Annotated in this window: 19 protein-coding genes and 1 pseudogene; 14 read left to right on the top strand and 6 right to left on the bottom strand. The window is 57.2% G+C overall.

The window, feature by feature from the left end:
- Position 1: 1 nt before the first annotated feature.
- Positions 2-4,600 (bottom strand): glutamate synthase large subunit, encoded by a 4,599-nt coding sequence (gene gltB, locus SYN8016DRAFT_RS12470; protein WP_006854780.1) that lies wholly within the window; start codon positions 4,598-4,600, stop codon positions 2-4.
- Positions 4,601-4,714: 114 nt separating this feature from the next.
- Between gltB and SYN8016DRAFT_RS12465 the strand changes: the two genes are divergently transcribed.
- The 9 genes from SYN8016DRAFT_RS12465 (at position 4,715) to SYN8016DRAFT_RS12425 (ending at position 13,279) form a co-directional block, all read left to right on the top strand.
- Entirely contained in the window at positions 4,715-6,427 is a 1,713-nt protein-coding gene (locus tag SYN8016DRAFT_RS12465) for a phosphodiester glycosidase family protein (RefSeq protein WP_141561519.1), read from the top strand.
- A 20-nt stretch (positions 6,428-6,447) separates the two neighbouring features.
- Positions 6,448-6,774, top strand: a complete 327-nt coding sequence (locus SYN8016DRAFT_RS12460) for an AIR synthase (RefSeq protein WP_038014828.1) — start codon at positions 6,448-6,450, stop codon at positions 6,772-6,774.
- Between the two features lie 77 nt (positions 6,775-6,851).
- The gene (gene rpsL / locus SYN8016DRAFT_RS12455) at positions 6,852-7,226 is read left to right on the top strand and encodes a 30S ribosomal protein S12 (protein ID WP_006854777.1); all 375 of its coding nucleotides are present in this window, start codon (positions 6,852-6,854) and stop codon (positions 7,224-7,226) included.
- Between the two features lie 51 nt (positions 7,227-7,277).
- Entirely contained in the window at positions 7,278-7,748 is a 471-nt protein-coding gene (rpsG, locus tag SYN8016DRAFT_RS12450) for a 30S ribosomal protein S7 (protein ID WP_006854776.1), read from the top strand.
- Between the two features lie 77 nt (positions 7,749-7,825).
- Positions 7,826-9,901 (top strand): elongation factor G, encoded by a 2,076-nt coding sequence (gene fusA, locus SYN8016DRAFT_RS12445; RefSeq protein WP_006854775.1) that lies wholly within the window; start codon positions 7,826-7,828, stop codon positions 9,899-9,901.
- Positions 9,902-9,942: 41 nt separating this feature from the next.
- A complete protein-coding gene (gene tuf / locus SYN8016DRAFT_RS12440; protein WP_006854774.1) occupies positions 9,943-11,142 on the top strand; it encodes an elongation factor Tu in 1,200 nt (399 codons plus the stop codon).
- Between the two features lie 152 nt (positions 11,143-11,294).
- Positions 11,295-11,615 (top strand): 30S ribosomal protein S10, encoded by a 321-nt coding sequence (rpsJ, locus tag SYN8016DRAFT_RS12435; RefSeq protein WP_006042265.1) that lies wholly within the window; start codon positions 11,295-11,297, stop codon positions 11,613-11,615.
- A gap of 57 nt (positions 11,616-11,672) precedes the next feature.
- On the top strand, positions 11,673-12,335 hold the full coding sequence (locus SYN8016DRAFT_RS12430; RefSeq protein ID WP_006854773.1) for an LON peptidase substrate-binding domain-containing protein: 663 nt from the start codon (positions 11,673-11,675) through the stop codon (positions 12,333-12,335).
- A complete protein-coding gene (locus SYN8016DRAFT_RS12425) occupies positions 12,335-13,279 on the top strand; it encodes a methyltransferase domain-containing protein (protein WP_006854772.1) in 945 nt (314 codons plus the stop codon). Before SYN8016DRAFT_RS12430 ends, SYN8016DRAFT_RS12425 begins: the two co-directional genes overlap by 1 nt.
- A 58-nt stretch (positions 13,280-13,337) precedes the next feature.
- Here the strand turns inward: SYN8016DRAFT_RS12425 and pheA are convergent, their stop codons facing one another.
- Entirely contained in the window at positions 13,338-14,177 is an 840-nt protein-coding gene (gene pheA, locus SYN8016DRAFT_RS12420; protein WP_038014887.1) for a prephenate dehydratase, read from the bottom strand.
- A 31-nt stretch (positions 14,178-14,208) separates the two neighbouring features.
- Here pheA and SYN8016DRAFT_RS12415 point away from each other — a divergent pair, with 31 nt between their 5' ends.
- Positions 14,209-14,784: a DUF1997 domain-containing protein gene (locus tag SYN8016DRAFT_RS12415; protein WP_006854770.1), complete on the top strand. Its 576-nt coding sequence runs from the start codon at positions 14,209-14,211 to the stop codon at positions 14,782-14,784.
- Here the strand turns inward: SYN8016DRAFT_RS12415 and SYN8016DRAFT_RS12410 are convergent.
- From SYN8016DRAFT_RS12410 to SYN8016DRAFT_RS12400, 3 genes are all read right to left on the bottom strand, one after another.
- Positions 14,767-15,360 carry a ribonuclease HII gene (locus tag SYN8016DRAFT_RS12410; protein WP_006854769.1) on the bottom strand — a complete coding sequence of 198 codons (594 nt, stop codon included), beginning with the start codon at positions 15,358-15,360 and terminating at the stop codon, positions 14,767-14,769. The two genes, SYN8016DRAFT_RS12415 and SYN8016DRAFT_RS12410, sit on opposite strands and share 18 nt — an antisense overlap.
- 18 nt (positions 15,361-15,378) lie before the next feature.
- Entirely contained in the window at positions 15,379-17,388 is a 2,010-nt protein-coding gene (locus SYN8016DRAFT_RS12405; RefSeq protein WP_006854768.1) for an Rne/Rng family ribonuclease, read from the bottom strand.
- 261 nt (positions 17,389-17,649) lie between these two features.
- Positions 17,650-20,250, bottom strand: coding sequence for a TIGR03960 family B12-binding radical SAM protein (locus tag SYN8016DRAFT_RS12400; RefSeq protein ID WP_253909879.1), 2,601 nt, complete (start codon positions 20,248-20,250; stop codon positions 17,650-17,652).
- 165 nt (positions 20,251-20,415) lie between these two features.
- Here SYN8016DRAFT_RS12400 and SYN8016DRAFT_RS12395 point away from each other — a divergent pair, with 165 nt between their 5' ends.
- From SYN8016DRAFT_RS12395 to SYN8016DRAFT_RS12385, 3 genes are read left to right on the top strand one after another with little or no spacing between them, the layout of a single operon-like run.
- Complete coding sequence (locus SYN8016DRAFT_RS12395; RefSeq protein ID WP_006854766.1) at positions 20,416-21,642, top strand: LL-diaminopimelate aminotransferase; 1,227 nt, start codon at positions 20,416-20,418, stop codon at positions 21,640-21,642.
- A 41-nt stretch (positions 21,643-21,683) separates the two neighbouring features.
- Positions 21,684-21,995, top strand: coding sequence for an ATP-dependent Clp protease adapter ClpS (clpS, locus tag SYN8016DRAFT_RS12390; protein ID WP_006854765.1), 312 nt, complete (start codon positions 21,684-21,686; stop codon positions 21,993-21,995).
- Between the two features lie 23 nt (positions 21,996-22,018).
- The gene (locus SYN8016DRAFT_RS12385; protein ID WP_038014826.1) at positions 22,019-22,810 is read left to right on the top strand and encodes a CPBP family intramembrane glutamic endopeptidase; all 792 of its coding nucleotides are present in this window, start codon (positions 22,019-22,021) and stop codon (positions 22,808-22,810) included.
- 1 nt (position 22,811) lies between these two features.
- Here SYN8016DRAFT_RS12385 and SYN8016DRAFT_RS12380 read toward each other — a convergent pair whose 3' ends face one another.
- Positions 22,812-24,416, bottom strand: coding sequence for a photosystem II high light acclimation radical SAM protein (locus tag SYN8016DRAFT_RS12380; protein ID WP_006854763.1), 1,605 nt, complete (start codon positions 24,414-24,416; stop codon positions 22,812-22,814).
- Positions 24,417-24,579: 163 nt separating this feature from the next.
- On the opposite strand from SYN8016DRAFT_RS12380, the pseudogene SYN8016DRAFT_RS15120 reads away from it, so the two are divergent.
- Positions 24,580-24,748: pseudogene (locus SYN8016DRAFT_RS15120) on the top strand (photosystem II q(b) protein); the annotation flags it as partial.

Below are 24,748 nucleotides of genomic sequence, written 5' to 3'. Positions count from 1 at the left end.
ATTAGGCGGCAACCACCTCACGCGCTTCAAGCCCCATCGCTGCCCGCTCACTGGGGGGCACCAACAACTTGAACGACGACTTGGCGTTGGTCCAATCCGCAAGCAAAGCATTGGCCTTCTCACTGGCGGTGGTGTTCAGATGAGCCTCAAGGAGTGATTTCAGCAAGGACTCCTGCTGGGGAGTCGTGATGCTGACCACCTCAACAATTTCAGGATTCACGCGGGCCTGGACACCGCCCGCTTCATCCAACAGGAACGCCACACCACCGGTCATACCGGCACCGACATTCCGACCGGTGCTGCCTAAAACCACAATCACGCCTCCGGTCATGTACTCGCAACAGTGATCCCCGGCGCCTTCCACCACGGCACGCGCTCCGCTGTTGCGAACGCCGAAGCGTTCTCCAGCCCGACCATGGGCAAAAAGCTCACCACCTGTGGCTCCGTACAAGCAGGTGTTACCAAGAATCACCTGATCGCCAGGGTTGGCGACACCATCATCCGGAACAAGCGTGATCCGACCACTGTTCATGCCTTTCCCCACGTAGTCGTTGGCTTCACCCTCCAGACGCATCGTCATGCCTTGGACAAGGAATGCCGCAAAGCTCTGGCCGGCAGCGCCCCGGAAGTTCAGATTCAACTGGCCTTTAAAGCCACGATTGCCATGGCGTTGCGCCATTTCTCCGGCGAGTCGTGCACCAACACTGCGATCGGTATTAACGATCTCGATCTCGCGGCTGAGAGAACCATGGTTCTCGACAGCAGCCATGAAGTCGGCATCAGCAAGGAGATCATCTTCAAGAATCGGACCATTCCCATGGGCTTCAGGGCTGTGCTTGAGCCAGGAGCGGTCGTTGGCGTCTCCCACGGGAGCCAACAAGCTGGAGAGATCCACGCATTTGGTCTTTTCAAGCTCAACGGAACGGGGCTGAAGCAGATCGCTGCGTCCAATCAGATCCTCAAGACGAGCAACTCCTAAGACACTCATCAACTGACGAACCTCTTCCGCCACGTACCAAAAGAAGTTCACGACGTGCTCGGGCACACCGGTGAAGCGTTTGCGTAGCGCTTCTTTCTGAGTGGCCACCCCCACGGGGCAGTTATTGGTGTGACAAACGCGGGCCATGATGCAGCCCTCGGCAATCATCGCCACAGACCCAAATCCATACTCTTCTGCACCGAGCAGAGCAGCGACGACCACATCCCAGCCGGTCTTGAGACCGCCATCGGCACGGAGCAAGACGCGATCACGCAATCCGTTCTCCAACAAAGACCGATGCACTTCTGTAAGACCTAGCTCCCAGGGACTGCCCGCGTGCTTGATCGAGCTCAGCGGCGATGCCCCCGTGCCGCCATCGTGACCCGAGATCTGGATCACATCGGCATTGGCCTTCGCCACACCGGCGGCAATCGTACCGATCCCAATCTCAGCCACCAACTTGACACTGACAGGGGCTTTCGGATGCACCTGGTGGAGATCATGGATGAGCTGGGCGAGATCCTCAATGGAATAGATGTCGTGGTGGGGCGGAGGTGAAATCAACGCCACACCAGGCTTGCTGTTGCGCAGCCCAGCGATGTACTCATCCACCTTTGGTCCAGGCAGTTGGCCACCTTCACCAGGCTTAGCCCCCTGCGCCACCTTGATCTCAAGTTGCTTCCCGCTGCGCAAATATTCGGCTGTCACCCCGAACCGGCCGGAGGCAATCTGCTTAATCGCTGAGCAGGCGGTGTCACCATTTCTCAGCCCACCGATGCTGGGGAAAGACGATGACCGACCGTCTCCATCCACATCATCAAGAACCTGAAAACGAATCGGGTCCTCACCACCCTCACCGCTATTGCTCTTTCCGCCAATACGGTTCATCGCCACGGCTAGAACCTCATGGGCTTCTCTTGAGAGAGCTCCCAGGCTCATGCCACCCGTACAAAAACGGGTGCACAGGCTTTCTGCACTCTCCACCTGGTCGAGCGGCAAAGGCGTTGCAGCCAGCTTGAACTCGAGCAAATCGCGAAGGGCCGTTAGAGGCCTGTTTTCCAACAGGGTTTTGTAAGTGGAGAAATGGTCGTATCCAGGACCAGCTTTGACGGCACTGTGCAGAGCCTTCGACATCTCAGGGCTATTGAGGTGGTATTCACCACCGGTGCGGTATTGCACAAAACCCATGAACTCAAGCTTGCTGCGATTCAGCTCAGGGAAAGCCTTGGCATGCAGCGAAAGCGTCTCATTGGCAAGCTCTTGAAGCGTCATTCCAGCCACTCGGCTCGTCGTCCCTGCGAAAGCCTTTTGAATCACGTCGGCCCCAAGACCGATGGCCTCAAAAATTTGAGCTCCGTGATAGCTCGCCAGGAGCGAAATCCCGATTTTGGAGAGAATCTTTCGGAGACCATTCTCCAAAGACAAGCGCACATTGTCCTGGGCCTTGCCTGGGTCCAAGGCTTGCAGCTTGCCTTGTTCGATCCGCTTCTGCGTCTTGGGATGGGCGAGCCAATGGCGCGTGGTCTCCCAGGTGAGCCATGGACAAACAGCACTAGCTCCGTAACCGATTAAGCAGGCCATGTGATGGGTGCTCCAACACTGAGCGGTCTCCGAAACCAGCGAACAATGGAGTCTCAATTTCTGGCGCAAGAGATGGTGGTGCACCGCGCCCACCGCCAACAGAGCAGGCATCGCCACCGTGGTGGCCATGAGCTCCGCAGGCTGTTCATCAGCATTCACGCGGTCCGACAGAACCAACACCTGAGCGCCCTTACGGACCGCCTCTTCTGCTTTCAAGCAGAGAGCATCCACGGCTGACTGAAGTCCCCCGGCACACGCCTCCACTTCAACCTGGGTGGAGAGGGATCGCACCGCGAGTCCTTGGTTCGACAGAGCAGCCAGCTCCGCCTCATTGAGCACGGGCGTGTCGAGGTGAATCAAGGCCGCGGCCTCTGCCTGGGGCTTCACTGCAGGGCGCCTCTGCCCCAAGTGCATCTCCAAGCTCATCACCAATTTTTCGCGCAAGGGATCAATCGGTGGATTGGTCACTTGCGCAAAGCGCTGCTTGAAATAGTCGTACAGAAGGTGGGGCTTGTCGGAGAGCACCGCCAAAGGGATGTCGTCTCCCATGCAGTAGGTGGGCTCCTTGCCAAGACCTGCCATGTCCTCAATCACAAGATCAAGATCTTCTGCGGTGAAGCCCATCGCCGTCTGCAAACGCAGCAAATCAAGCTCACTGATTTGGCAGTCCTGAGTCCAGGGCTGAGCCGAAACCGAGCGGCGATGCTGCTTCAACCAATCGCCATAAGGGAAGCGTTTTGCGGCGTCTTCCTTCACCGCCCAATTGGTCAACAGCTCTCCGCGCTCAAGATCAACGGCCACCATTTGGCCTGGACCTAAACGCCCTTTCTCAACCACTGTCTTTCCGCTGAGATCCACCACTCCGGTCTCAGAGCCCATGATGACGAAGCCATCCGCCGTTGTGCACCACCGAGCAGGCCTGAGCCCATTGCGATCCAAGGTCGCTCCCACGCGCTTCCCATCGGCAAATACCAACAACGCCGGGCCATCCCATGGCTCTTGAATCCCGGCATTGAATTCGTACATCGCCGTGACATCAGGACGGCTGTCAAGGTCGGGCTGATTTCGGAAGGCTTCCGGCACCAACGTGATCAAGCTGTCGGTGATGGACCGTCCACTGCGCACCATCAGCTCAAGAGTGGCATCGAGATTGGCCGAGTCGCTGAAGTCAGGGTTCACAACGGGTATCAAGTCGGCGGCGGCTTCAGCCCACACGTCTTCGAGGCCAGCTTCTGAGGCCTTAGCCCAGTTGAGGTTGCCCAGCAGGGTATTGATCTCTCCGTTGTGACCTAAGAGGCGCATCGGCTGTGCCAACGGCCAGCGGGGAAGCGTATTGGTGCTGAAACGTCGGTGATACACCGCAAAACTCACAGCAAAGCGAGGGTCACGCAGATCGGCGTAGTACTGGGCGAGAACCTCGGAGCGGACCATCCCCTTGTAGACAACAGTCCTGCCACTGAGAGACGCGACATAGAAGTCGCGAGCGCCCTCGGCGCCAAATTCCTGCCGGACCCTGGCACCAACACGACGGCGCAGACGCAACAGCAACGATTCCAGGGCATCTGCATCAACAGCGCTGTGAACCAACCACTGTTCGATGACAGGTGCCGTCTCACGCGCCAGCGGACCGAGCACGGCTGAGTCGACCGGAACCTCACGCCATCCCACGGAGGTCAGGCCAAGGGCCTGCGCCTCTTGATCGCAGAATCGCTGCACTTCGGCACGGCGGCTGGGATCTTTTGGCAGAAACATCATGCCGAGACCGTTGGCGTTCACGGCTTCTGGCCAAATGGCTCTCACGTAATCCCAAGGGATTTCGCATAGGACTCCTGCCCCGTCTCCGGAATCACCATCGCCTCCACAGCCACCTCTGTGCTCCATGCAACCCAACCCACGCAGGGCCTGCTGAAGCACCCAATGACTGCGCTCACCCTGAAGTTGTGCAAGAAAACCAACACCACAGGCGTCCTTCTCCGCGGCAATCGCAGCAGGTGCACTGCTGTCGCAATAGGGCCAATCGGAACCGGTGAGTTGGGTCATAACCTGCAGTCGAGACGTGCAACAGCAACGGTGTTCGCATTCCGCAGCTGGTTGAGCTATCTCGGATCCTAAGGATTCGCCCACCCCAGCTAGCGTCGATATATGGATGCAGCAATGCCACCTCCGCCGCCAGCGCCGATTGCGGAGGTTCGCGTCACTGATCAGTTCAGTGGAGATCGCCTAACAATCGGCGGCATCGACACCTCGAGCTCGTGGTTGTGGCAGGGCCAAGGAGCGATGCGTCCCACGCGGCTCTGGTTGCCTCTTGATCTGCTTGTGGGCCAGATGGGATTCCAGCGCCAAGCGGATGTCGGCGAAGAATTTCTTGATTGGTACGGCTTTCAAAGGCCTTTGAGCGGTTTGCAACAACGCACCATCGGGGATGAAGTCGCCCTCGATGCCCTGCCCTGGTTGAACGCGCTGGGGGTTCAAGTGAACCGAACCAAGAGCACGCTGAGGGTGGACCTGCCCAAACCCCATCTGAAAAAGCTCAGACAAGGCAAGGGAAGCAGCGCCAACCGTCTTGTGCTGGACCTCAGTGGACCTGCTCTCGTTCAACGCCAGGGCGATGATCTCCTTCTGCAAGTGAAGGTCACGCCTCTTCAGGAAAGCCAACTGCGCAGACTTGGCTTGAAAACACGACGAGACAGGAGTGGGCTGAAGCTTCTGGGTCAATCCAGCAGGCTTTCCACCTTGACCCTGAAAGACCCATGGCGGGTCGTGCTGGATGGCATCACTCCCGCAAAGTCTTCGACAAAACAGCGACAGAGCCAAGCCTTTCAAATCGCGCTGCTTGCCCCAGAGATGCAAGACCTGATCAAGAAAGGGTTGGTTCTTGATCAGCGCGTCATTCAAGTCGGCGTCAAGCCCATTCGGCTGTACCGAGCAGGAGTTCAGCACAACAGCTCAGACCTCCTTTTACTCCCGCTTGCCCCCAGCCATGCCCAACCAGGATTGCGCTACCTCAATCAGTTGGCGCAACCTGCTAACGCGCTTGTGGCAGTGAATGGAGGCTTTTTCAACAGGGTTCGCCAACTCCCCCTTGGCGCTGTTCGACTCAACAATGAGTGGCTCTCAGGCCCGATCCTCAACCGAGGCGCCATTGGCTGGAAGCGCAGCGGCCCGCTGATGTTTGGACGCCTGCAGTTGATCCAAGAGATGACGGTGTTTGGACGACGGAGATGGCCTCTCGGGATGCTGAATAGCGGGTATGTGCAACGCGGACTCAGTCGCTACACCCGAGCCTGGGGGCCAACGTATCGCGCGCTGAGTGGAGAAGAGCAGGCGTTGACACTCAGCGAAGGACGCGTCGATGCGGTGTACGACCAAGCCTCCCTCGTTCGCGGTGTGCCTTTGCCTTTAAAAGGAGACCTCATCGTGGCCCGTGGGGGGACTGCACTCCCCGCACAGATCGGGGATGAAGTGACCATCAACATGCGCAGCTCAAACCCCTTAGGTGAACTCCCTCAAGTGATGGGGGGAGGGCCCCTTCTGCTGCAAATGGGCAGGGTTGTCCTAAACGGCCGTCAGGAGGGCTTTAGTCCTGGCTTCCTTGCCGTTTCAGCACCTCGCACCGTTGTTGCGCAAGACAGCGAGCGAATTTGGCTCCTCGCCGTCAAAGGCGCGAATGGCAGCGATCCCACTCTCATTGAAACGAGTTTGGCGCTGAGTCAACTGGGGCTCAGGGACGCGCTCAATCTCGACGGAGGAGGCTCAACCACCATGCTTATCGCCAATACAACCGTGATGACCGGCCGGGGCATCACGCCTCGCGTGCAAAACGGTCTTGGATTTATTAGTGATCAATCCAAGGTGCTGGCAAACTGAATTCATTGATGCGAATGGCTATGGGCGCCACGTTCTCCATCAGCGCCTCCGCTGCAGCGGAACTCGGTCGTCAGGCAGCGGTAGCAGGGACACCAGGGTTGATGCATTTGGACTTGGTATCCGGCAGCTGCGAACAACACGTGATCCGCCTGCGACCCGGTCACCTCGCCGGGATTGCCATGGCACGAGCCGATGGAGTCACACTTCACGCACCAGAGGAGCAACTCCATCTTTTAGAGGGTCTGTGCCTCGATTACCGCGGTGATCTGAGTGGCGGTGGCTTTCTGATCAGCCCCCAAGACAACGTGCGTTGCTGTCTCTGCGGAAGCGCTTTTTCCCGCTGCTAAGAAAAAAAGGTCAGACGAACCAGTATGGTGACGGATTGTCGAACTAGGTCGGGTCTCCGGCCGCATCCCGACCGTCGATGCCAACCATCCAGCAACTAATCCGTCACGAGCGTCAGACCCTCAAGGCGAAAACCAAATCTCCTGCGCTTAGGGCTTGCCCGGAGCGACGGGGTGTATGCACCCGCGTGTATACCTCCACCCCGAAGAAGCCGAATTCGGCTCTACGCAAAGTGGCCCGTGTACGCCTCACCTCCGGGTTCGAGGTCACGGCTTACATCGGTGGCATCGGCCATAACCTCCAGGAGCACTCTGTGGTCCTCATCCGTGGAGGAAGAGTCAAGGATCTTCCCGGTGTTCGCTACCACATCATTCGCGGAACCTTGGATACCGCTGGTGTCAAGGACCGCCGTCAATCCCGTTCGAAGTACGGCGCCAAGTCGCCCAAAGAGTGATTTTCACTCTTTCCACTTTTTCTCACTCTGTTTCTCCACACCTAACGGTTCATGTCACGCCGTAACGCAGCAGTCAAGCGTCCGATCCTTCCGGATCCACAATTCAACAACCGTCTAGCCACGATGATGGTGGCTCGGTTGATGAAGCATGGAAAAAAGTCCACCGCCCAACGCATTCTTTCTGATGCTTTTGGATTGATCGGTGAACGCACCGGTGGTGATCCCGTCGAGCTGTTCGAAACGGCAGTCAAGAACGCGACTCCACTCGTCGAAGTTCGTGCTCGCCGCGTTGGTGGTGCGACCTATCAGGTGCCGATGGAAGTTCGCCAAGAGCGGGGCACTGCGATGGCTCTGCGTTGGCTCGTGAATTTCTCAAGAGCTCGTAACGGTCGCAGCATGGCCCAAAAGCTTGCTGGCGAATTAATGGACGCCGCGAACGAAGCTGGTAGTGCCGTCCGCAAACGGGAAGAAACCCACAAGATGGCTGAAGCGAACAAAGCTTTCGCCCACTATCGCTACTGATCTTCAGTCAACCTGATTTACTCAGGTTGACATGTAGAGTCACATTCGCTTTTTAACGCCCCACCCCGGAGTATCCTGTGGCACGCGACTTTCCCCTGGAACGCGTCAGAAATATTGGTATTGCAGCCCATATTGACGCTGGTAAAACAACCACCACTGAGAGGATTCTGTTCTACTCCGGTGTGGTGCACAAAATTGGTGAGGTGCATGACGGTGCCGCTGTAACCGACTGGATGGCCCAGGAGCGTGAGCGTGGGATCACCATTACTGCCGCTGCTATTTCCACAAGCTGGAATGACCACCGGATCAACATTATTGATACCCCTGGACACGTTGACTTCACCATCGAAGTTGAACGCTCCATGCGCGTTCTCGATGGTGTTATTGCCGTCTTTTGTGCCGTTGGTGGTGTCCAACCACAATCGGAAACGGTGTGGCGCCAAGCCGACCGTTATTCCGTGCCGCGCATGGTGTTCGTCAACAAGATGGACCGCACGGGTGCCGACTTCTTGAAGGTCTACGGCCAAATCAAGGATCGCCTCAAGGCCAATGCGGTTCCCATTCAGCTTCCAATCGGAGCCGAAGGCGAACTCAGCGGAATCATCGACCTCGTAGAAAACAAGGCGCATATCTATAAGGATGACTTAGGCCAAGACATCGAGATCACCGATGTTCCAGCCGACATGAAAGAGGAGGTCGATAAGTGGCGCAATATTCTGATGGAAACGATTGCCGAAACAGATGAAGATCTGATCGAAAAGTTCCTCGAATCAGGTGAACTTTCCAACTCCGAACTTAAGCAAGGGATTCGTACTGGCGTTCTGAAGCACAGCTTGGTTCCTGTTCTCTGTGGCTCAGCCTTTAAAAACAAAGGCGTGCAACTGGTTCTCGACGCTGTTGTTGATTACCTGCCAGCGCCCATCGATGTGCCACCAATTCAAGGCATTCTTCCGAACGGCAAGGAAGCGGTTCGCCCTTCCGACGACAGCGCGCCCTTCAGTGCTCTGGCCTTCAAGGTGATGGCTGATCCCTACGGCAAGCTCACCTTTGTTCGCATGTATTCAGGCATCCTCGAGAAAGGAAGCTACGTGTTGAACTCCACCAAAGACAGCAAAGAGCGCATTTCTCGCCTCGTCGTTCTCAAAGCCGATGATCGCGAAGAAGTGGATGCCCTTCGTGCCGGTGATCTCGGAGCTGTTTTGGGTCTCAAGAACACAACCACCGGAGACACTCTCTGCTCAACAGACGATCCAATTGTTTTGGAAACGCTGTTTGTGCCTGAGCCCGTGATCTCAGTTGCAGTCGAACCCAAAACCAAAGGCGACATGGAGAAACTCTCCAAAGCCTTGGTGTCATTGGCCGAAGAAGATCCGACGTTCCGTGTCCGTACTGATCAGGAAACAGGTCAGACCGTGATCGCAGGCATGGGCGAACTCCACCTCGAAATTTTGGTGGATCGCATGCTGCGCGAATTCAAAGTGGAAGCCAATATTGGTGCCCCTCAAGTTTCTTACAGAGAAACCATTCGTGGTTCATCGAAAGGGGAAGGCAAGTTCTCCCGGCAAACCGGTGGTAAAGGCCAATACGGTCACGTCGTCATCGAGATGGAGCCTGGCGAACCAGAATCTGGCTTTGAATTCATCAACAAAATTGTTGGTGGCATCGTTCCCAAGGAATACATCAAGCCTGCAGAGCAGGGCATGAAGGAGACCTGCGAGTCAGGTGTGATTGCTGGTTATCCCCTGATTGATGTCAAATGCACGATGGTCGATGGGTCTTACCACGATGTGGACTCGTCGGAGATGGCTTTCAAGATTGCTGGCTCTATGGCCTTCAAGGATGCGGTCAAGAAGTGCAATCCTGTACTTCTTGAGCCGATGATGAAGGTCGAAGTCGAAATCCCCGAGGATTTCCTCGGTTCGGTGATCGGCGACCTGTCCTCTCGCCGGGGACAGGTAGAGGGCCAGTCCGTCGATGACGGAACGTCTAAAGTCTCTTCCAAGGTGCCCTTGGCCGAGATGTTCGGCTATGCCACCGAACTCCGATCCATGACCCAGGGTCGGGGTATTTTCTCGATGGAGTTCAGTCACTACGAGGATGTTCCTCGCAATGTGGCCGAGGCCATCATCTCCAAGAATCAGGGCAATTCCTGATCTCTACACTCCCTTAATTCACCCCTAGATTCTTTACCAAAATGGCTCGCGAGAAGTTCGAAAGGAACAAGCCCCACGTCAACATCGGCACCATCGGCCACGTTGACCACGGCAAAACCACCCTCACCGCAGCGATCACAAACGTGCTCGCCAAGAAAGGTCAGGCTGAGGTTCAAAACTATGCCGACATTGATGGTGCTCCTGAGGAGCGCGAGCGTGGCATCACCATCAATACTGCTCACGTTGAGTACGAAACCGATACCCGCCACTACGCCCACGTTGACTGCCCTGGTCACGCGGACTATGTGAAGAACATGATCACGGGTGCTGCTCAGATGGATGGCGCCATCCTCGTGTGCGCAGCCACCGACGGCCCCATGGCTCAAACCAAGGAGCACATCCTTCTCGCCAAGCAAGTTGGCGTTCCCGCCTTGGTTGTGGCACTGAATAAGTGCGACATGGTCGATGACGAAGAAATCATCGAGTTGGTTGAACTCGAGATCCGCGAGTTGCTGTCCAGCTACGACTTCCCCGGCGACGACATCCCTGTTGTTCAAGTCTCTGGCCTTAAAGCCATTGAGGGCGAAGCAGAATGGGAAGCCAAAATTGAAGAATTGATGGCAGCGGTGGATGCAAGCATCCCCGAACCCGAGCGCGAAGTGGACAAGCCATTCCTGATGGCGATCGAAGATGTGTTCTCCATCACTGGACGTGGCACCGTCGCTACCGGTCGTATCGAACGCGGCATCGTCAAAGTTGGCGAAGAAGTTGAAATCGTGGGTATCAGAGAGCCCCGCAAAACCACCGTTACCGGTGTTGAGATGTTCCGCAAACTGCTCGACGAGGGCATGGCCGGCGACAACGTGGGTCTTCTGCTTCGCGGCGTTCAGAAGGAAGACATCGAACGGGGCATGGTGCTTGTGAAGCCCGGCTCGATCACTCCTCACACCAAGTTTGAGGGTCAGGTTTACGTTCTCAAGAAAGAAGAAGGTGGACGTCACACACCTTTCTTTGCTGGCTACCGCCCGCAGTTCTATATCCGTACCACGGACGTGACCGGCCAGATCACCGCATTCACGGCGGAAGATGGCACCAACGTTGAAATGGTGATGCCTGGAGACAACATCCAGATGACTGGTGAGTTGATCTGCCCCGTTGCCATGGAAATGGGCATGCGCTTCGCTATTCGCGAAGGTGGTCGCACCATCGGTGCTGGCGTGGTCTCCAAGATCATCGAATGATCTAATGCTCAATCCCTGTAAGGGAGAGCCTGACTGCGGTGAGGCCGTCCCTTACAGTTCTTGAGTGCAAGAGCTCCAACCTCTGGAGCTCTTGAGTCCGAACCTCGAAAATCCATCCTCTCCGTCTCTTTTAGGGACTTTCTTGCGCTTCCATGTCCACCGCAATTGCTCAGCAAAAGATTCGCATTCGTCTCAAGGCGTTTGATCGCCGCATGCTGGATCTCTCCTGCGACAAAATTATTGAGACTGCCGACAACACGGCAGCAACGGCCATTGGCCCGATTCCACTGCCTACGAAGCGGAAAATTTACTGCGTTCTGCGCTCGCCCCACGTGGATAAGGATTCACGCGAGCACTTTGAAACGCGGACCCATCGACGCATCATCGATATTTACAGCCCTTCTGCAAAGACCATCGACGCGCTCATGAAGCTCGACCTCCCCAGTGGAGTCGACATCGAGGTCAAGCTCTGATCGAGGCCCCATCCCACGATCAGCTGCCTAGTATTTTGCTCTTCGCTTAAATCCTGCGTGGTTGATCTGTCCGTCAGAGAACTCCCTCTGTTTCCTCTGCCGGATGTGGTTCTTTTCCCAAGCGACGTTCTGCCGCTGCATATCTTCGAGTCGCGTTACCGAATGATGTTGCAGAGCGTCCTGGAAACGGATCGTCGATTTGGAGTCGTGCGTTGGGATCCAAATCAACAAACAATGGCCGCTGTTGGCTGTTGTGCTGAGGTGATTCAGCATCAAACCGGAGACGATGGCCGCAGCAACATCGTGACCCTCGGACAACAGCGTTTTCGCGTCCTCAACGTCACCAGGGAGACCCCCTTTCGCTCAGCAATGGTCAGCTGGATCGAAGACGAGCCGGTCGACAACACCAGCGAATTGGAGTCTTTAGCGGCGACCGTGACGCAAGCGTTGAAAGATGTGGTCGAACTGACGGGCAAGCTGACCGACTCCAAATCTTCACTCCCTGACGACCTTCCAGACCTTCCACGCGAGCTCTCCTTCTGGATTGGAGCGCACCTAGGGGGTCCAGTCGCCGACCAACAACAGGATCTCTTAGAGCTCACCAACACGCGCACACGCCTGGAGCAGGAGTTCGAAATGTTGGATGAGACCCGACGTCAGCTCGCTGCCCGCACAGTTTTACGCGACACCCTGTCAGAGACCGATCCGAGCAACGGTTAATGCCTTCAACGACAGTCCTCATATCAACAGCAGCCGCTTTGCTGCTCTTGGGTTGTGCCTACCAGCTTTGGAATCGACGCAACCGCGCCTATCACTCCAGTGAGAGCGTTGCCGCCGCCTACGACGCTTGGACCGATGACCAGTTATTGGAATCGCTTTGGGGTGAGCATGTTCATCTTGGGCACTACGGAACCCCTGCAAAGCTTCGAGATTTCAGGCAGGCCAAAGCCGACTTCGTTCATGAGTTGGTCCGCTGGAGTGGCTTCGATCAATTGCCCCCGGGATCCCGCGTCTTGGATGTGGGTTGCGGTATAGGAGGAAGCGCCAGGATCCTTTCCCGTGACTACGGCTTAGATGTTTTGGGGATCAGCATCAGCCCGGCTCAGATCAACCGAGCCACCCAACTCACCCCCGACACATTGTCCTGTCGCTTCGCCGTGATGGATGCCCTCAACCTGCAGCTTGAGGATCAAACGTTTGACGCCGTTTGGAGTGTCGAGGCCGGTCCTCACATGCCCGACAAGCAGAGGTTCGCCGACGAACTCCTACGCGTCCTGAAGCCTGGCGGTCGCCTGGCCGTAGCCGACTGGAACCGTCGCGATCCAGAGGATGGTGCCCTTGACCGACGCGAACGCTGGGTGATGCATCAATTGCTCACACAATGGGCGCATCCTGAATTCGCCAGCATCCGCGGTTTTCGTCAGAACCTTGAAATCAGCCTCCATCAACGCGGCACGATCAGCACCGACGATTGGACAGACGCCACCTTGCCCTCTTGGAATGAATCCATCCTTGAAGGGATTCGCAGGCCCAATGCGATTCTCCGCCTTGGGCCCAAGGCCGTTCTGCAGGGCCTACGCGAAACACCAACGCTGCTCTTAATGCGTTGGGCTTTTGCCCGGGGAATGATGCAATTCGGTGTGTTTAAAACCGATCACGCTTGAGAGAAAGCTGTTGAACGCAAGCTGTTGAACGCAGGCTAATGAGATCAAGCTCCTGAGATCACTCCAACACGGAACTGGGATAAGCCCCGAATTGGAGAAGGTGTTCACACAGAGGCTGAAGGCTTGTGGTCAACTTGTCGAGGTACTCAGCCGTCTTTTGCCCCGGCAGCTCCACATCCACAAAAAACACATATTCACCAAGTTCACGCTTCGAGGGACGCGATTCAATCCGGCTCATGTTCAGTCCGAGCTGGGCGATCGCTTGCAAGGCCTCAATCAACGCCCCAGGAGCATTTTGATGCAGTGAAAAGGCAAGACTGGCAATATCTCCCTCACAACTCACCTCACCGTTCTGAAGCAACAAGAAGCGGGTGCGGTTGCCGGGGACATCATTCACTGGATAGGCCAACTCCTGGAGTCCCTGCTGCCCAGCTAACGAGCGATCGGCGATGGCTGCTCGAAAGTGACTGCCTCGCACCATCCTGGCCGCTTCAGCGGTGGATCTGGCTGGGAGCTGCACAGCGTGCGGTAGGTGACGAGCCAACCAGCCGCTGCATTGGGCTAGAGCCTGGGGATGGGACAGGACTTCCGAAATTCCCTCAAGAGAGCCGCTGCTCAGCAGCGCATGACGAATCGGCAGGACAACAGCACGACGAATTCTCAAGTTCGAATAAGACCAGAGAGCATCAAGGCTCGCCGTAACCCCCCCCTCAACGGAGTTCTCCACAGGCACGACGGCCGATTCGCAGCGACCATCGGCAACATGCTCCACCACGGACCGAAGCCCCGAACACGCCACCAGTTCTGGATTCTCGATCGCCTCAAGTTTCATGAGGCTGCGAGCAGCCCGCTCCCCATAGGTCCCTTCCGGCCCGAGAAAAGCCACACGCATCGGCATCGGATCAAGACACACATCGATCGATAGGATCATGCCGCGTCAGGACACGGTCATGCCCCTGGCCTTTCGAGCCAGTCAGCATCTCGATCTACCCATCGCAGATGAGTCAGAACGTCTGCGGGCTTATTTGCATGAGCACGACCGCGTTGTCAAAGCGTTGCTCGACCCCAGCCAGCTCACCGCCTTGGCACCGGGGCACTATCGCTACACCGTGACAACACTCAATGTGTTCCAACTGCATGTCAAACCAGTGGTGTCGCTGGAAGTCGATGAAGTGAGCGGACAACTACGGATCCGAGCTCTTGATGCGGACCTCGAGGGTTTGGGCTTAGTGGATGATTTTCAACTGAGCCTTGAAGCCTTGCTCGAAGCCACTCCAAGGGGACTGCAAGGGGAGGCCATGTTGAGCGTGGAAGTCAGCCAGCCTCCCCTGCTACGCCTCATTCCCAAGCGCGTGTTGGAGAGCACCGGAGAGTCCATCTTGAATGGCATTCTGCTCACGATCAAAGGCCGAGTCGGTCGTCAGTTGGTGGCTGATTTTCGGTCTTGGGCCAAGGATTTAGACAGCCCTCCCGCCAGTGAGTCCGCCCTACCCGGTAGCGAATAGCTTCCTCAAGAACGAGTGCCGATGCAGGGGGGTTGGGCCAGCGGCCAGCAGCGCTGCTCGATGTTGAGCCGTTCCATATCCGGCATGTCGCTCCAGTCCATACCCTGGAAATCGATGCGACAGGCGCCGAAGCAAAGCGTCGCGAGCCTCTTTTGCCAACACACTTGCAGCTGCTATGGCGGCATGACTGCTGTCCCCACGCACGATGGTGCGTTGAGAGCCCGCCCACAAACGCAATGGGAGCACTCCATCCACAAGAACCAGCTGGGGCGGGCTGGGCAAGCGCTGCAGAGCACACAACATGGCCTGCTCCGTCGCGGTGCGAATGCCGTAGTGATCAATCGCCCGAGCAGAGCTTTGACCCAATCCCCAAGCCTGGGCATGCGCCTCAATCAGAGGAACGAGTGCGGCGCGACGACGCGGTGTTAATGCCTTGCTGTCGGTGAGGCCAGCCGCTTGCAAATGCGCTGCGGCTTGATCGCTCAACACAACGGCCGCTGCAAAGACGGGCCCAAACAAGCAGCCTCGACCCACTTCATCCACCCCAGCGATGCCCAGGCCATCGCCGTCGACCATTGGACCTAACACCACCCGTTAGTCGTTATCAGAAGGCGATGCAGACGAACGACGACGACGGCGACCAGGCCTTGAATCAGAGGAGTCTGCGGGCTCAGCACTGACCTCTGGCTCAGAGCTAGCGACCGGTTCAGAAATGGATACGGAGACAGATTCCACAACGGAGACAGCTTCCGGCTCAGGTGAGATCTCCAGTCGTGGGGTCTCAATCAAAGGCGTGATCTCGACAAGCAACGGCTGGGAATGGTCGTCCGGCTCTAGGGGAGTGACGACGGTTGTGGGTGCTAAGTCGTCTCCAGCAACTGAAGCAACGGGACGGCCCGTACCAGGACTTGCGCTACGACCATTTCCCCTCGGCCCACGGCGGCGGCGGCGACCTGCGTTCGCCGACATTTGCTGTCGAGCCTGCTCAAGCACCTGCTCTGCGTCTTCGCCGGGACGAACGATGCGCACCATCAGGTTGTCCAGCTCGGGCTGAGACTCCAGCAGTAAGGCGGGATTCAGGCCGAGCCATCCGTAGACCTGCTCTTCCTCTTCATCCATAGGAACCGCAACCAGCTCAGGATCCTGACGTCGACTCACGCTTGCAGGCTCAATGGCAGCAGGCGTCGATGCAGCGCTTGGAATCTCCACCTCATCCAAAGGCGCATCGCTGCTATCGACAGGACCAGAAGCCGCCACAACCTTCCCTCGGCCACCGCGACGACGTCGGGCATTCGAGGCCTCTCCAGACTGAGGGACTTCAGCCCGCGCTGACGCGGCAGAACGCACCAGCCCCGTGGCGGTGGCGAGAGGCTGCATCAGATCCTTTCCAGGAAGCACGGCAACATGGCCAAGCCCCCCACAGCTGGGGCAGGCTCGCCCGAACAGCTCATAAATATTTTGGCCCTGACGCTTGCGCGTCAGCTCCACAAGACCGAGTTCTGTGAGCTGGGCAATTTGAGGGCGAGCGGCATCATCACGAATCGCGCTGGTGAAATGCTCCAACAACTGCAACTGATCACGACGGGAGTCCATATCGATGAAGTCGACGATGATCACCCCACCGATGTTGCGCAAACGCAACTGCCGCGCAATCTCAATCGCCGCCTCACAGTTGGTCCAGAGCACCGTTTCCCTGGCATTCGCCGAGCGGGTAAACGAACCAGAGTTCACATCAATCACCGTGAGCGCCTCGGTGGGCTCGATGATCACGTAGCCACCAGAGGGGAGATCAACCCTTGGCTTCAGGGCATCACGAATGGCGCCATTGACTTTGTAGTGCTCGAGCAGCTCAGAGGGCTCGGGGTGGGCCTCCACCACCACATGACTTCCCTCCTCTCCGAGGAACGAACGCACCCGCTCCACAGCAGCGGAAGACTCCACCACCACACGCTCCAAATCCAAGCCGGTGTGATCGCGAAGAATGCGATGAATAAAATCCTCATCGCGGTTGAGAAGCACCGGAGGGGACGCCGTCTCAGCAGCTTTTTGGATCGCCTCCCATTGACGTAACAGCGACTCGAGGTCGTCAATCAGCAATTCTTCGCTGATTCCATCGGCTTCCGTACGAATCAGCAGCCCCGCACCTGGGGGCTTCACCAACACACCAAGCGCACGCAACCGGTTGCGCTCTCCTTCTGAACCAATGCGCCTGGAGATATTGACTCCCTGACCACTGGGTTGAAGCACCAGGTACCGACCTGGCAGCGCCAGATTGCCTGTTAAGCGTGGACCTTTGGTGCCCGTCGGCTCCTTCATCACCTGAACCAGCACTTTTTGGCGTGGTTCGAGCAGTTCTGTGATGCCGGCGGCACCTTTTTTAAGGCGCAAAGGGCCTAAGTCGGTGACATGAATGAAGCCATTTTTTTCGCTTTCCCCAATATTGACGAAAGCAGCATCAATCCCTGGCAGAACATTTTCAACGGTGCCCAAATAGACATCACCGATCTGGTAACGCCCTTGGGCAACGATTAATTCATCAACGCACTCATCTGTGAGAACTGCGGCAATGCGCAGTTGCTCAGCAATAACAATTTGTTGGGGCATAAACAATGACTGACGACGCCCGTCAGGATTGGAGCCCGATCAACAGCCAGCCGGCATGTCGCACGGGATTGGAATGAATTCAGGTGACCGATTAGGCCTAAACATTCGGAGTGAATAACTCCTTTGATTTGGAGCTCGACTGCAATGCCTGAGCATTGTTTGAAACAGGAGGCTCTGGCCTCTTATTCCGCAAGATGTGGGAGCAAGAAGGTCGGGACGAAACCGTGGCGCAGGCCCGTGGTTTGTCGTCTTGGTATAAATTTAGCACCGCACAAGCCGTAGTTCGAGGCGCCGAACATTGTGAAGATGTAAAGGCTGCTCCAAGGCTTCAGACAACCAGTGCTGCAACTGAGCGGGCTTCAGGCTCCGTCCTTGGTTATCGATGTGGGCGAAGAAGGCAAGCGTCACCCCATCAGCCAAACCTTCATCAGCCAACCCTCCATCAACCAAGCCCCCATCAACTGGGGCAACAATCTCAAGCCTCTCTAAAGCAGGTCTGCAATCGCGCTGACGAGAACGTCCTTTTTTATCGGTGTCGTGCCAAACAAGCGTGTCACGCGACAACAAATCATCCACGACCTGCTTCCAGCGCGCCAACGGAATCGAAGGGTCGCCCGCTTGAGGTTTCAGCTCAAAGCTCCATCGGGCGGCTTCCAGTTGCTGCGAGAGGCTCTGGCCAGACACGGGCACTTCATAGGCCTCCATCAACTCAAGACCTGGCGGAAGGGTCTGCTGCCAACGCTTCAAAACCTGAAGCGCCTCCACCTGTTCGATGAATTCCAAATCCATCCATTCCCCCTCCCCTTGCACGCCTAGTGGCAGCGCCAAGGCGAGCTGAAGCCGGGGAAGTGGATGAAAGCCACCGGTGAAACTCACCGGCAATTCAGCCCGTCGAAGCGCACGCTCAAACAAGCGCACCAAATCCAGATGGCTGAGCAGGGCCATCGCGCCTGTTTTGCTGAAACGAAACCTGATCCGGCAGACCCGATCACTCGGTGGAGCTTGCCTTGGCTTCTGAACCGGGATCTCAGGAGCAGGAATCACCACGTTGTGGCCTAGGTCAGGGCCACAGACCCCACAACTGCTGCATCCATCAAACGAACAATCCGGAACCACAGCCGCGTCGAGCGCTCGCTTGAGGTCTTCAGCCAACCAGCGCTTCTCAATCCCGGTATCGATGTGATCCCAAGGCAGCGGCTGAGCACAAAAGGCATCCAACCCCTCCTCGCTGAGCGCATTCGCCCGTCCCCAGCCGCCGAGCTCAAGAGCCCGGTAGCGACCTTCCAGGCCTGCTGCGGCAATCGCGCCCGTCCAAGCCTCATAGGTGCGATCGAGGGCCTCGAACCAGGCATCCATCCCTGCCCCCGCACGCCATGCCGCTTCGATGACAGGCGCCAGGCTCCGATCCCCACGACCGACGAAGTCCTCCATGGCCGAGAGCCTCACATCCGTGAAGTTGAAGCGGACACCACGGAGGCGCTTCCCGGCCTCCCGAAGCAACTGCTGACGCCTTAAAAACTCTGCCGTCGAAACGCTGTGCCACTGAAACGGCGTATGCGGTTTTGGGGTGAAATTACTGATGGTGATGTTGAGATTGAGGCGACCCAAATCGCGGCAGCGATCGAGCAACATCCGACAGGTCTCGGCGATGCCGAGCACATCGGCATCGGTCTCACCAGGCAGCCCGATCATGAAATAGAGCTTCACCTTCCGGAAGCCGTTCTGCATGGCCGTGCGGATTCCATCCACAAGGTCGGTATCCGTCAGGCCTTTGTTCACGATGTCTCTCAGCCGCTGGGTGCCTGCTTCCGGTGCAAACGTGAGCCCTGACTGCCGGGAGCCCCCAAGAATGTGAGCGATATCGTCATCAAACCGGTCCACCCGCTGACTCGGCAACTGAAGCGTGACGTTGCGATCGGCGAGACGGTTACGAAGCTCGACACCCACAGCGGGCAACGCCAAATAATCGCTGCAGCTCAACGAGAGCAACGAAAAGTCGCTGTAACCCGTTCGCTGCATTCCCGTTTCAATCGCCTCAATGACGGCCTCAGGCTCCACGTCCCTGGCTGGCCTCGTCAGCATTCCCGGTTGGCAAAAACGACAGCCGCGGGTGCAGCCACGCCGAATTTCCACCGTTAATCGGTCATGCACGGTTTCGACATGGGGAACGAGTCCCATCGCGTAATGAGGCATGGGAGTGGCCACGCGCCTCAAAGGGCGCGCCGGGAGACCAGGCTCCAGCGGCGCCACGCTGATCCCTTGCGGATCCGGTCCATAGAGCGAGGGCACATAAACCCCTGGGACAAGAGCCAGATCACGGAGCAAGTCCGTTCGCGACCAACCCGCCGCTTTGGCTTCGGCCACCACCAATCCAATCTCAGGGAGAAGTTCCTCCCCGTCCCCTAAAGCAATGAAGTCGAAAAAAGCTGCGTAGGGCTCAGGGTTGCTGGTGGCGGTGGGACCGCCAGCAAAAATCAGAGGCGGGGACTCAGGGTGAGAGAGGGGCAAGTCGCCTCGCTCTGCCGCATAAAGCGGCACTTTCGCCAAATCCAACATGGCGAGAATGTTGGTCGCACCGAGCTCGTAACTGAGGCTGAAGCCAAGTATGTCGAAAGCTGGGAGCGGCCTCCTGCTCTCCACCGCAAACAGCGCTTGATTCCGCTCTTTCAGCCTCTCGGATAAATCAGCCTCCGGGAGATAGGCCCGATCACAGAGCTGACCGGGAACAGCATTGAGAATGGAATAGAGAATGATGTGGCCAAGGTTGCTGGAGCCCACCTCGTAAATCTCGGGGTAGGTCAGAGCCCAGCGAACCCGCGCCGCCTCCCAATCCCGTGGCTCCACCCCCAACTCATGGCCCATATAGCGGGCAGGGCGATTGATTGAGGCATCCACAAGCTGGTCAAACGCCACGACAGCGTGGGGATCCGGATCCTGCTTCGTATGGGACGGGGCGACAATCACGACCACCAGGCCCTGCTTCTTTCATCGTATGTAGCAGGATGCCCGCAGCAACCCCAGTCATTCGTGGTCAAGGTCAACGGCAATTACCTGAAACTCAAAGCGGGTTATCTGTTCCCGGAGATTGGCCGCAGGGTGAAGGCCTTTAGTAGCGCCAACCCCGGGGCCCAGCTGATTCGTCTCGGCATCGGAGACGTCACAGAGCCCCTACCGCTGGCCTGTCGCAACGCCATGAAATCAGCCATCGACGAGATGGGGACGGCGGAAGGGTTCCACGGCTATGGACCAGAACAGGGTTATGCCTGGCTTCGTGAGGCGATTGCCCGCGATGACTTCCAAGCCAGGGGCTGTGAGATCAGCGCAGAGGAGATCTTTGTGTCGGATGGCTCCAAATGCGACAGCAGCAATATCCTCGACATCCTCGGGAGTGGTAACCGCATTGCAGTCACCGATCCGGTGTATCCGGTCTACGTCGACAGCAATGTGATGGCTGGCCGCACAGGCGAAGCGGGCGATGACGGTCGTTATGGCGGCCTCACCTACCTGCCGATCACCGCCGATAACGGCTTTGCAGCGCAGATTCCTTGTGAACCTGTGGACCTGATCTACCTCTGTTATCCCAACAACCCCACGGGCGCTGTAGCGACGAAAGCTCAACTCAAAGCGTGGGTGGACTACGCCCGTGCCAACAAAGCCTTGATTCTGTTTGATGCCGCTTATGAAGCCTTCATTCAGGATCCCGAGCTACCCCATTCCATCTATGAGATCGAGGGCGCTCGCGAGTGTGCGATCGAATTCCGCTCCTTCTCCAAAAACGCCGGTTTTACAGGCACCCGTTGCGCCCTAACCGTTGTTCCCAAAGGGCTCAAAGGCCAAGCCGACGATGGTTCAGAGGTGGAACTTTGGGGGCTTTGGAACCGTCGGCAGAGCACCAAGTTCAACGGTGTGAGCTACATCATTCAACGCGGTGCGGAAGCGGTGTATTCCGACGCAGGGAAACAGGAAGTGAAGGCGCTTGTGAGCTTTTACATGGAGAACGCTGCCATCATCCGGGGCGAGCTCAGTGCCGCAGGCATCGAAGTGCATGGAGGACAGCACGCGCCCTATGTGTGGCTGAAAACCCCTTCCGGAATGGACTCCTGGAGCTTCTTCGATCACCTTCTTCAGAAGGCCAACGTGGTGGGAACGCCCGGCAGTGGCTTCGGGGCTGCAGGAGAGGGCTATTTCCGCCTTTCCGCCTTCAACAGCCGCAGCAATGTGGACGAAGCGATGGCCCGCATCCGCAACCTATGACCTCATCACTCCTAGATTGGAAGGAGTGGGAATCAGTGGCAATGGTGGATACACCCAGCCGTAGCCCCGGTGGGGCTGCGGTTCTTGATAAGCAGACCGAGCGGGTGCGTAAGACATCGCCCCGCTACAAGGTTTTGCTTCATAACGACCCTGTTAACAGCATGGAGTACGTCGTCGTCACGCTTCAGCAGGTGGTTCCCCAGCTCAGTGAACAGGACGCGATGGCCGTGATGCTGGAAACCCACAACACGGGGGTCGGTCTGGTGATCGTTTGCGACATTGAGCCTGCAGAGTTCTACTGCGAAACCTTGAAGAACAAGGGCCTCACCAGCACCATCGAACCAGAAGATTGATACAGCCCCCCCCCAGATCAACGTTGCACTGGTGGGGAACGCTCCTCTATGTACCGGTGATCTACGGGCTGGGTTGGCTGAGCGCACGACCTCTGGCGCTGATCTTCCCCCAATGGCGCCCGGACCAGGTAAACCTGGCTGGAGTGGTGGTGGCGTTGCTGCTGCTGTTGCTCACCCTCCCTTGGCGATTGCGACGCAGCTGGGGTGTCGAGCATCCTTGGCACAAGCTGGGGATTGTCGTCCCTGCCGCTACGGGGCTACGCGCCTTCTTTCGCGGATTCTTGAAGGCAGCTGCACTTCTTTTTGGCGTGGTTGTGGTCCTACTGCTCAGCGGCCAAAGCCAATGGCAGGGGCAACTTACAGCCGGACAACTCCTTAATGCCATCGCCCTGCTGCTGGGGTTGGGATTCGCTGAGGAACTGCTCTTTCGTGGTTGGCTCTGGGGTGAATTGGAGCTGCTTGGAGGCCGTCAACAGGCCATTGGTTTGCAGGCTGCCTTCTTTGCCCTGGTGCATCCCTGGTACCAGCTTCCCGCGATCGAAGCGATTGGGCTGCTCGTAGGGCTGACGCTCTTGGGGCTCGCCCTAGCGCTGCAACGGCGGGCCGATCAAGGTGCGCTCTGGGGATCGGTTGGACTTCACGGCGGACTGGTCGGGGGCTGGTTTGCCCTGCAATCCGGCCTGATCAGCGTGCCGGCGACAGGGCCAGTATGGCTCTTGGGTCCTGGCGGGGCCAATCCCAACCCGATAGGAGGCCTCCTGGGCTGGGTCGGGCTGGCGGGATTAATCCTGGTGCGCCGCCGCTGGTGGCGCTGAGCTAGCGGGTCGCCGTCGCCAAGGCCTTGCGGCCTTCAACGGGTGCACGCAGGGCTTCTTCAAGTGGAGCTGTGCCGTAGTCGCGTTCGAGAAGTCCCATCACCGTTTTACCGAAACGACTGGGATCGCGATCAAACGCTTCGAGGCAAACCCGACCAAACGTGCTGCCCATCGGCTCAGGATTCCAAAGGAGTTTGCGCGCCGTCCAGGGCATCATGCTCATCGGGTTATATCCAGGCTTGATCAAACCTTGATCAAAGCCGTATTGCTCGAGGTGCGTATGCGGCTGTAGGCCGATGAAGAAGATGGCAGGTTCAACCAGATCTTCACCAAAAATCGTTTCGAGTTCCCGGTGATACGCCACGGTTTGCCGAATCGTTTCAGGCCTTTCATCAATCACATTGAAGGAGTAATTCACCGACACGTGATCACGGAAGCCCGCGTCGGCAAGCATCCGGCAACTTTCCAAAACAGTGCGCAGGTTGTACCCCATACGCATCTTGCGCACGAGCTCCTGGGAGCCTGAAGTTATACCAATTTCGAAATAACTCATGCCGGTCTCAACCATCAACTGGGCCAACTCAGGATCCAAGTTGTCGGCACGGATGTAGGCCGCCCAACGAATCCCAGTTAGACCCTCCGCTTTGATCGCACGCAACAGCTCCTTTGCATCCTCGATGTATTTCCGAGCGGGAATGAACTGCGCATCGGTAAACCAGAAGCCCCGCACCCCCCGGTCATAAAGCTGACGCATTTCAGCAACAACTTCCTGCACAGGATTGACCCTTACCTGCTTGCCTTCCACAACGGTGTAGACGCAATAGCAACAGTTGTGAGGGCAACCTCGCTTGGTCTGAACACCAACGTAAAAGTCTCCACCTTCTAAGTACCAATCCAGCTGCGGCCAAATCGAAGAGATGTAGTTGTAATCACACGCTGTCTTTGGCCTGCTCTCGGGTTGCTCATGAATCAAACCCCGGCGAGGCGCCTCTCCCACAACAAAACAACGCTCTCCATCAAGCGGTTGTTGAGCCAACAGCTTTTCCAGAAGTGGCTCACCCTCCCCGATGGAAATGATGGTTCCCTTCGGCAAGGACCGGCCCAGCTGTTCGTAAAAAACACTGACGGCACCACCACCTAAAACGGCACGCGCTTCTGGACGATGGCGACGCGCCCGTTTCAAACCACGACGCACCAATTTTTGATTGCGATGAAGTTCGCCGTAATGACTGGTCATCAAGCGCAATCCACCCAAGGCCCCCTTGACTCGCTTCAGAGGGTTGCGTGCATAAAACACTTCAAAGGAATTTTGAAGTGGATTCCCGCCTCGGCCATCCACAGGCGCATAGATCTGAATGTCTCTCCAAGAGAAGACCAACAACGTGGGCCGAAACTGATCCACCACGTTGAGCAGAACACCTTCAACATCAAGAACCGGCAGGGCCGCCAGATCAAGAATGCGCTGGGGCAATTCCGGAAAACACTTGTGCAAGTGATCGGCCAGATAAATCGGTCCGATCGGAAAGATTGGATTGCATGGCAAGCGCACAAACAGGACCCTTTCACCTGCTGCCCTTGACGTCGCGATCGGTGCTGCGTTGCTCATCTGCGGACGCTAACAACTGCATCCGCTGCAACGCCCGGCCCCGGGCTTCAGGATTGCTTCATCAAGAAGCGGTTACAAACCGCAAACTTGCTTTACAATTGCTTCGGCAGGGCGTCCTGCCCTTCCGTAACCGTCTCCTTGCGAGACCTTCTTTTCCGTTCTCATGACTACCACCATCCAGCAGCGCTCCGGCGCTAACGGCTGGCAGCAGTTCTGTGAGTGGGTCACCTCCACCAACAACCGTCTTTATGTCGGTTGGTTCGGTGTTCTGATGATCCCCACCCTGCTTGCCGCTACCACTTGCTTCATCGTCGCTTTCATCGCCGCACCTC

Source organism: Synechococcus sp. WH 8016, assembly GCF_000230675.1.
Lineage (GTDB): Bacteria > Cyanobacteriota > Cyanobacteriia > PCC-6307 > Cyanobiaceae > Synechococcus_C.
The sequence above is the reverse complement of the archived record's forward strand: the minus strand, read 5'-3'. Positions and strand labels throughout refer to the sequence as shown.

Coding starts and splice junctions, on each gene's coding strand:
- rpsL (WP_006854777.1), top strand. CDS start 6,852: ATGCCAACCATCCAGCAACTAATCCGTCACGAGCGTCAGACCCTCAAG.
- SYN8016DRAFT_RS12465 (WP_141561519.1), top strand. CDS start 4,715: ATGCCACCTCCGCCGCCAGCGCCGATTGCGGAGGTTCGCGTCACTGAT.
- SYN8016DRAFT_RS12400 (WP_253909879.1), bottom strand. CDS start 20,250: ATGGGCCATGAGTTGGGGGTGGAGCCACGGGATTGGGAGGCGGCGCGG.
- SYN8016DRAFT_RS12460 (WP_038014828.1), top strand. CDS start 6,448: ATGGGCGCCACGTTCTCCATCAGCGCCTCCGCTGCAGCGGAACTCGGT.
- pheA (WP_038014887.1), bottom strand. CDS start 14,177: ATGCCGATGCGTGTGGCTTTTCTCGGGCCGGAAGGGACCTATGGGGAG.
- rpsJ (WP_006042265.1), top strand. CDS start 11,295: ATGTCCACCGCAATTGCTCAGCAAAAGATTCGCATTCGTCTCAAGGCG.
- clpS (WP_006854765.1), top strand. CDS start 21,684: ATGGTGGATACACCCAGCCGTAGCCCCGGTGGGGCTGCGGTTCTTGAT.
- SYN8016DRAFT_RS12415 (WP_006854770.1), top strand. CDS start 14,209: ATGCCGCGTCAGGACACGGTCATGCCCCTGGCCTTTCGAGCCAGTCAG.
- rpsG (WP_006854776.1), top strand. CDS start 7,278: ATGTCACGCCGTAACGCAGCAGTCAAGCGTCCGATCCTTCCGGATCCA.
- SYN8016DRAFT_RS12425 (WP_006854772.1), top strand. CDS start 12,335: ATGCCTTCAACGACAGTCCTCATATCAACAGCAGCCGCTTTGCTGCTC.
- gltB (WP_006854780.1), bottom strand. CDS start 4,600: ATGACCCAACTCACCGGTTCCGATTGGCCCTATTGCGACAGCAGTGCA.
- SYN8016DRAFT_RS12410 (WP_006854769.1), bottom strand. CDS start 15,360: ATGGTCGACGGCGATGGCCTGGGCATCGCTGGGGTGGATGAAGTGGGT.
- SYN8016DRAFT_RS12405 (WP_006854768.1), bottom strand. CDS start 17,388: ATGCCCCAACAAATTGTTATTGCTGAGCAACTGCGCATTGCCGCAGTT.
- SYN8016DRAFT_RS12380 (WP_006854763.1), bottom strand. CDS start 24,416: ATGAGCAACGCAGCACCGATCGCGACGTCAAGGGCAGCAGGTGAAAGG.
- tuf (WP_006854774.1), top strand. CDS start 9,943: ATGGCTCGCGAGAAGTTCGAAAGGAACAAGCCCCACGTCAACATCGGC.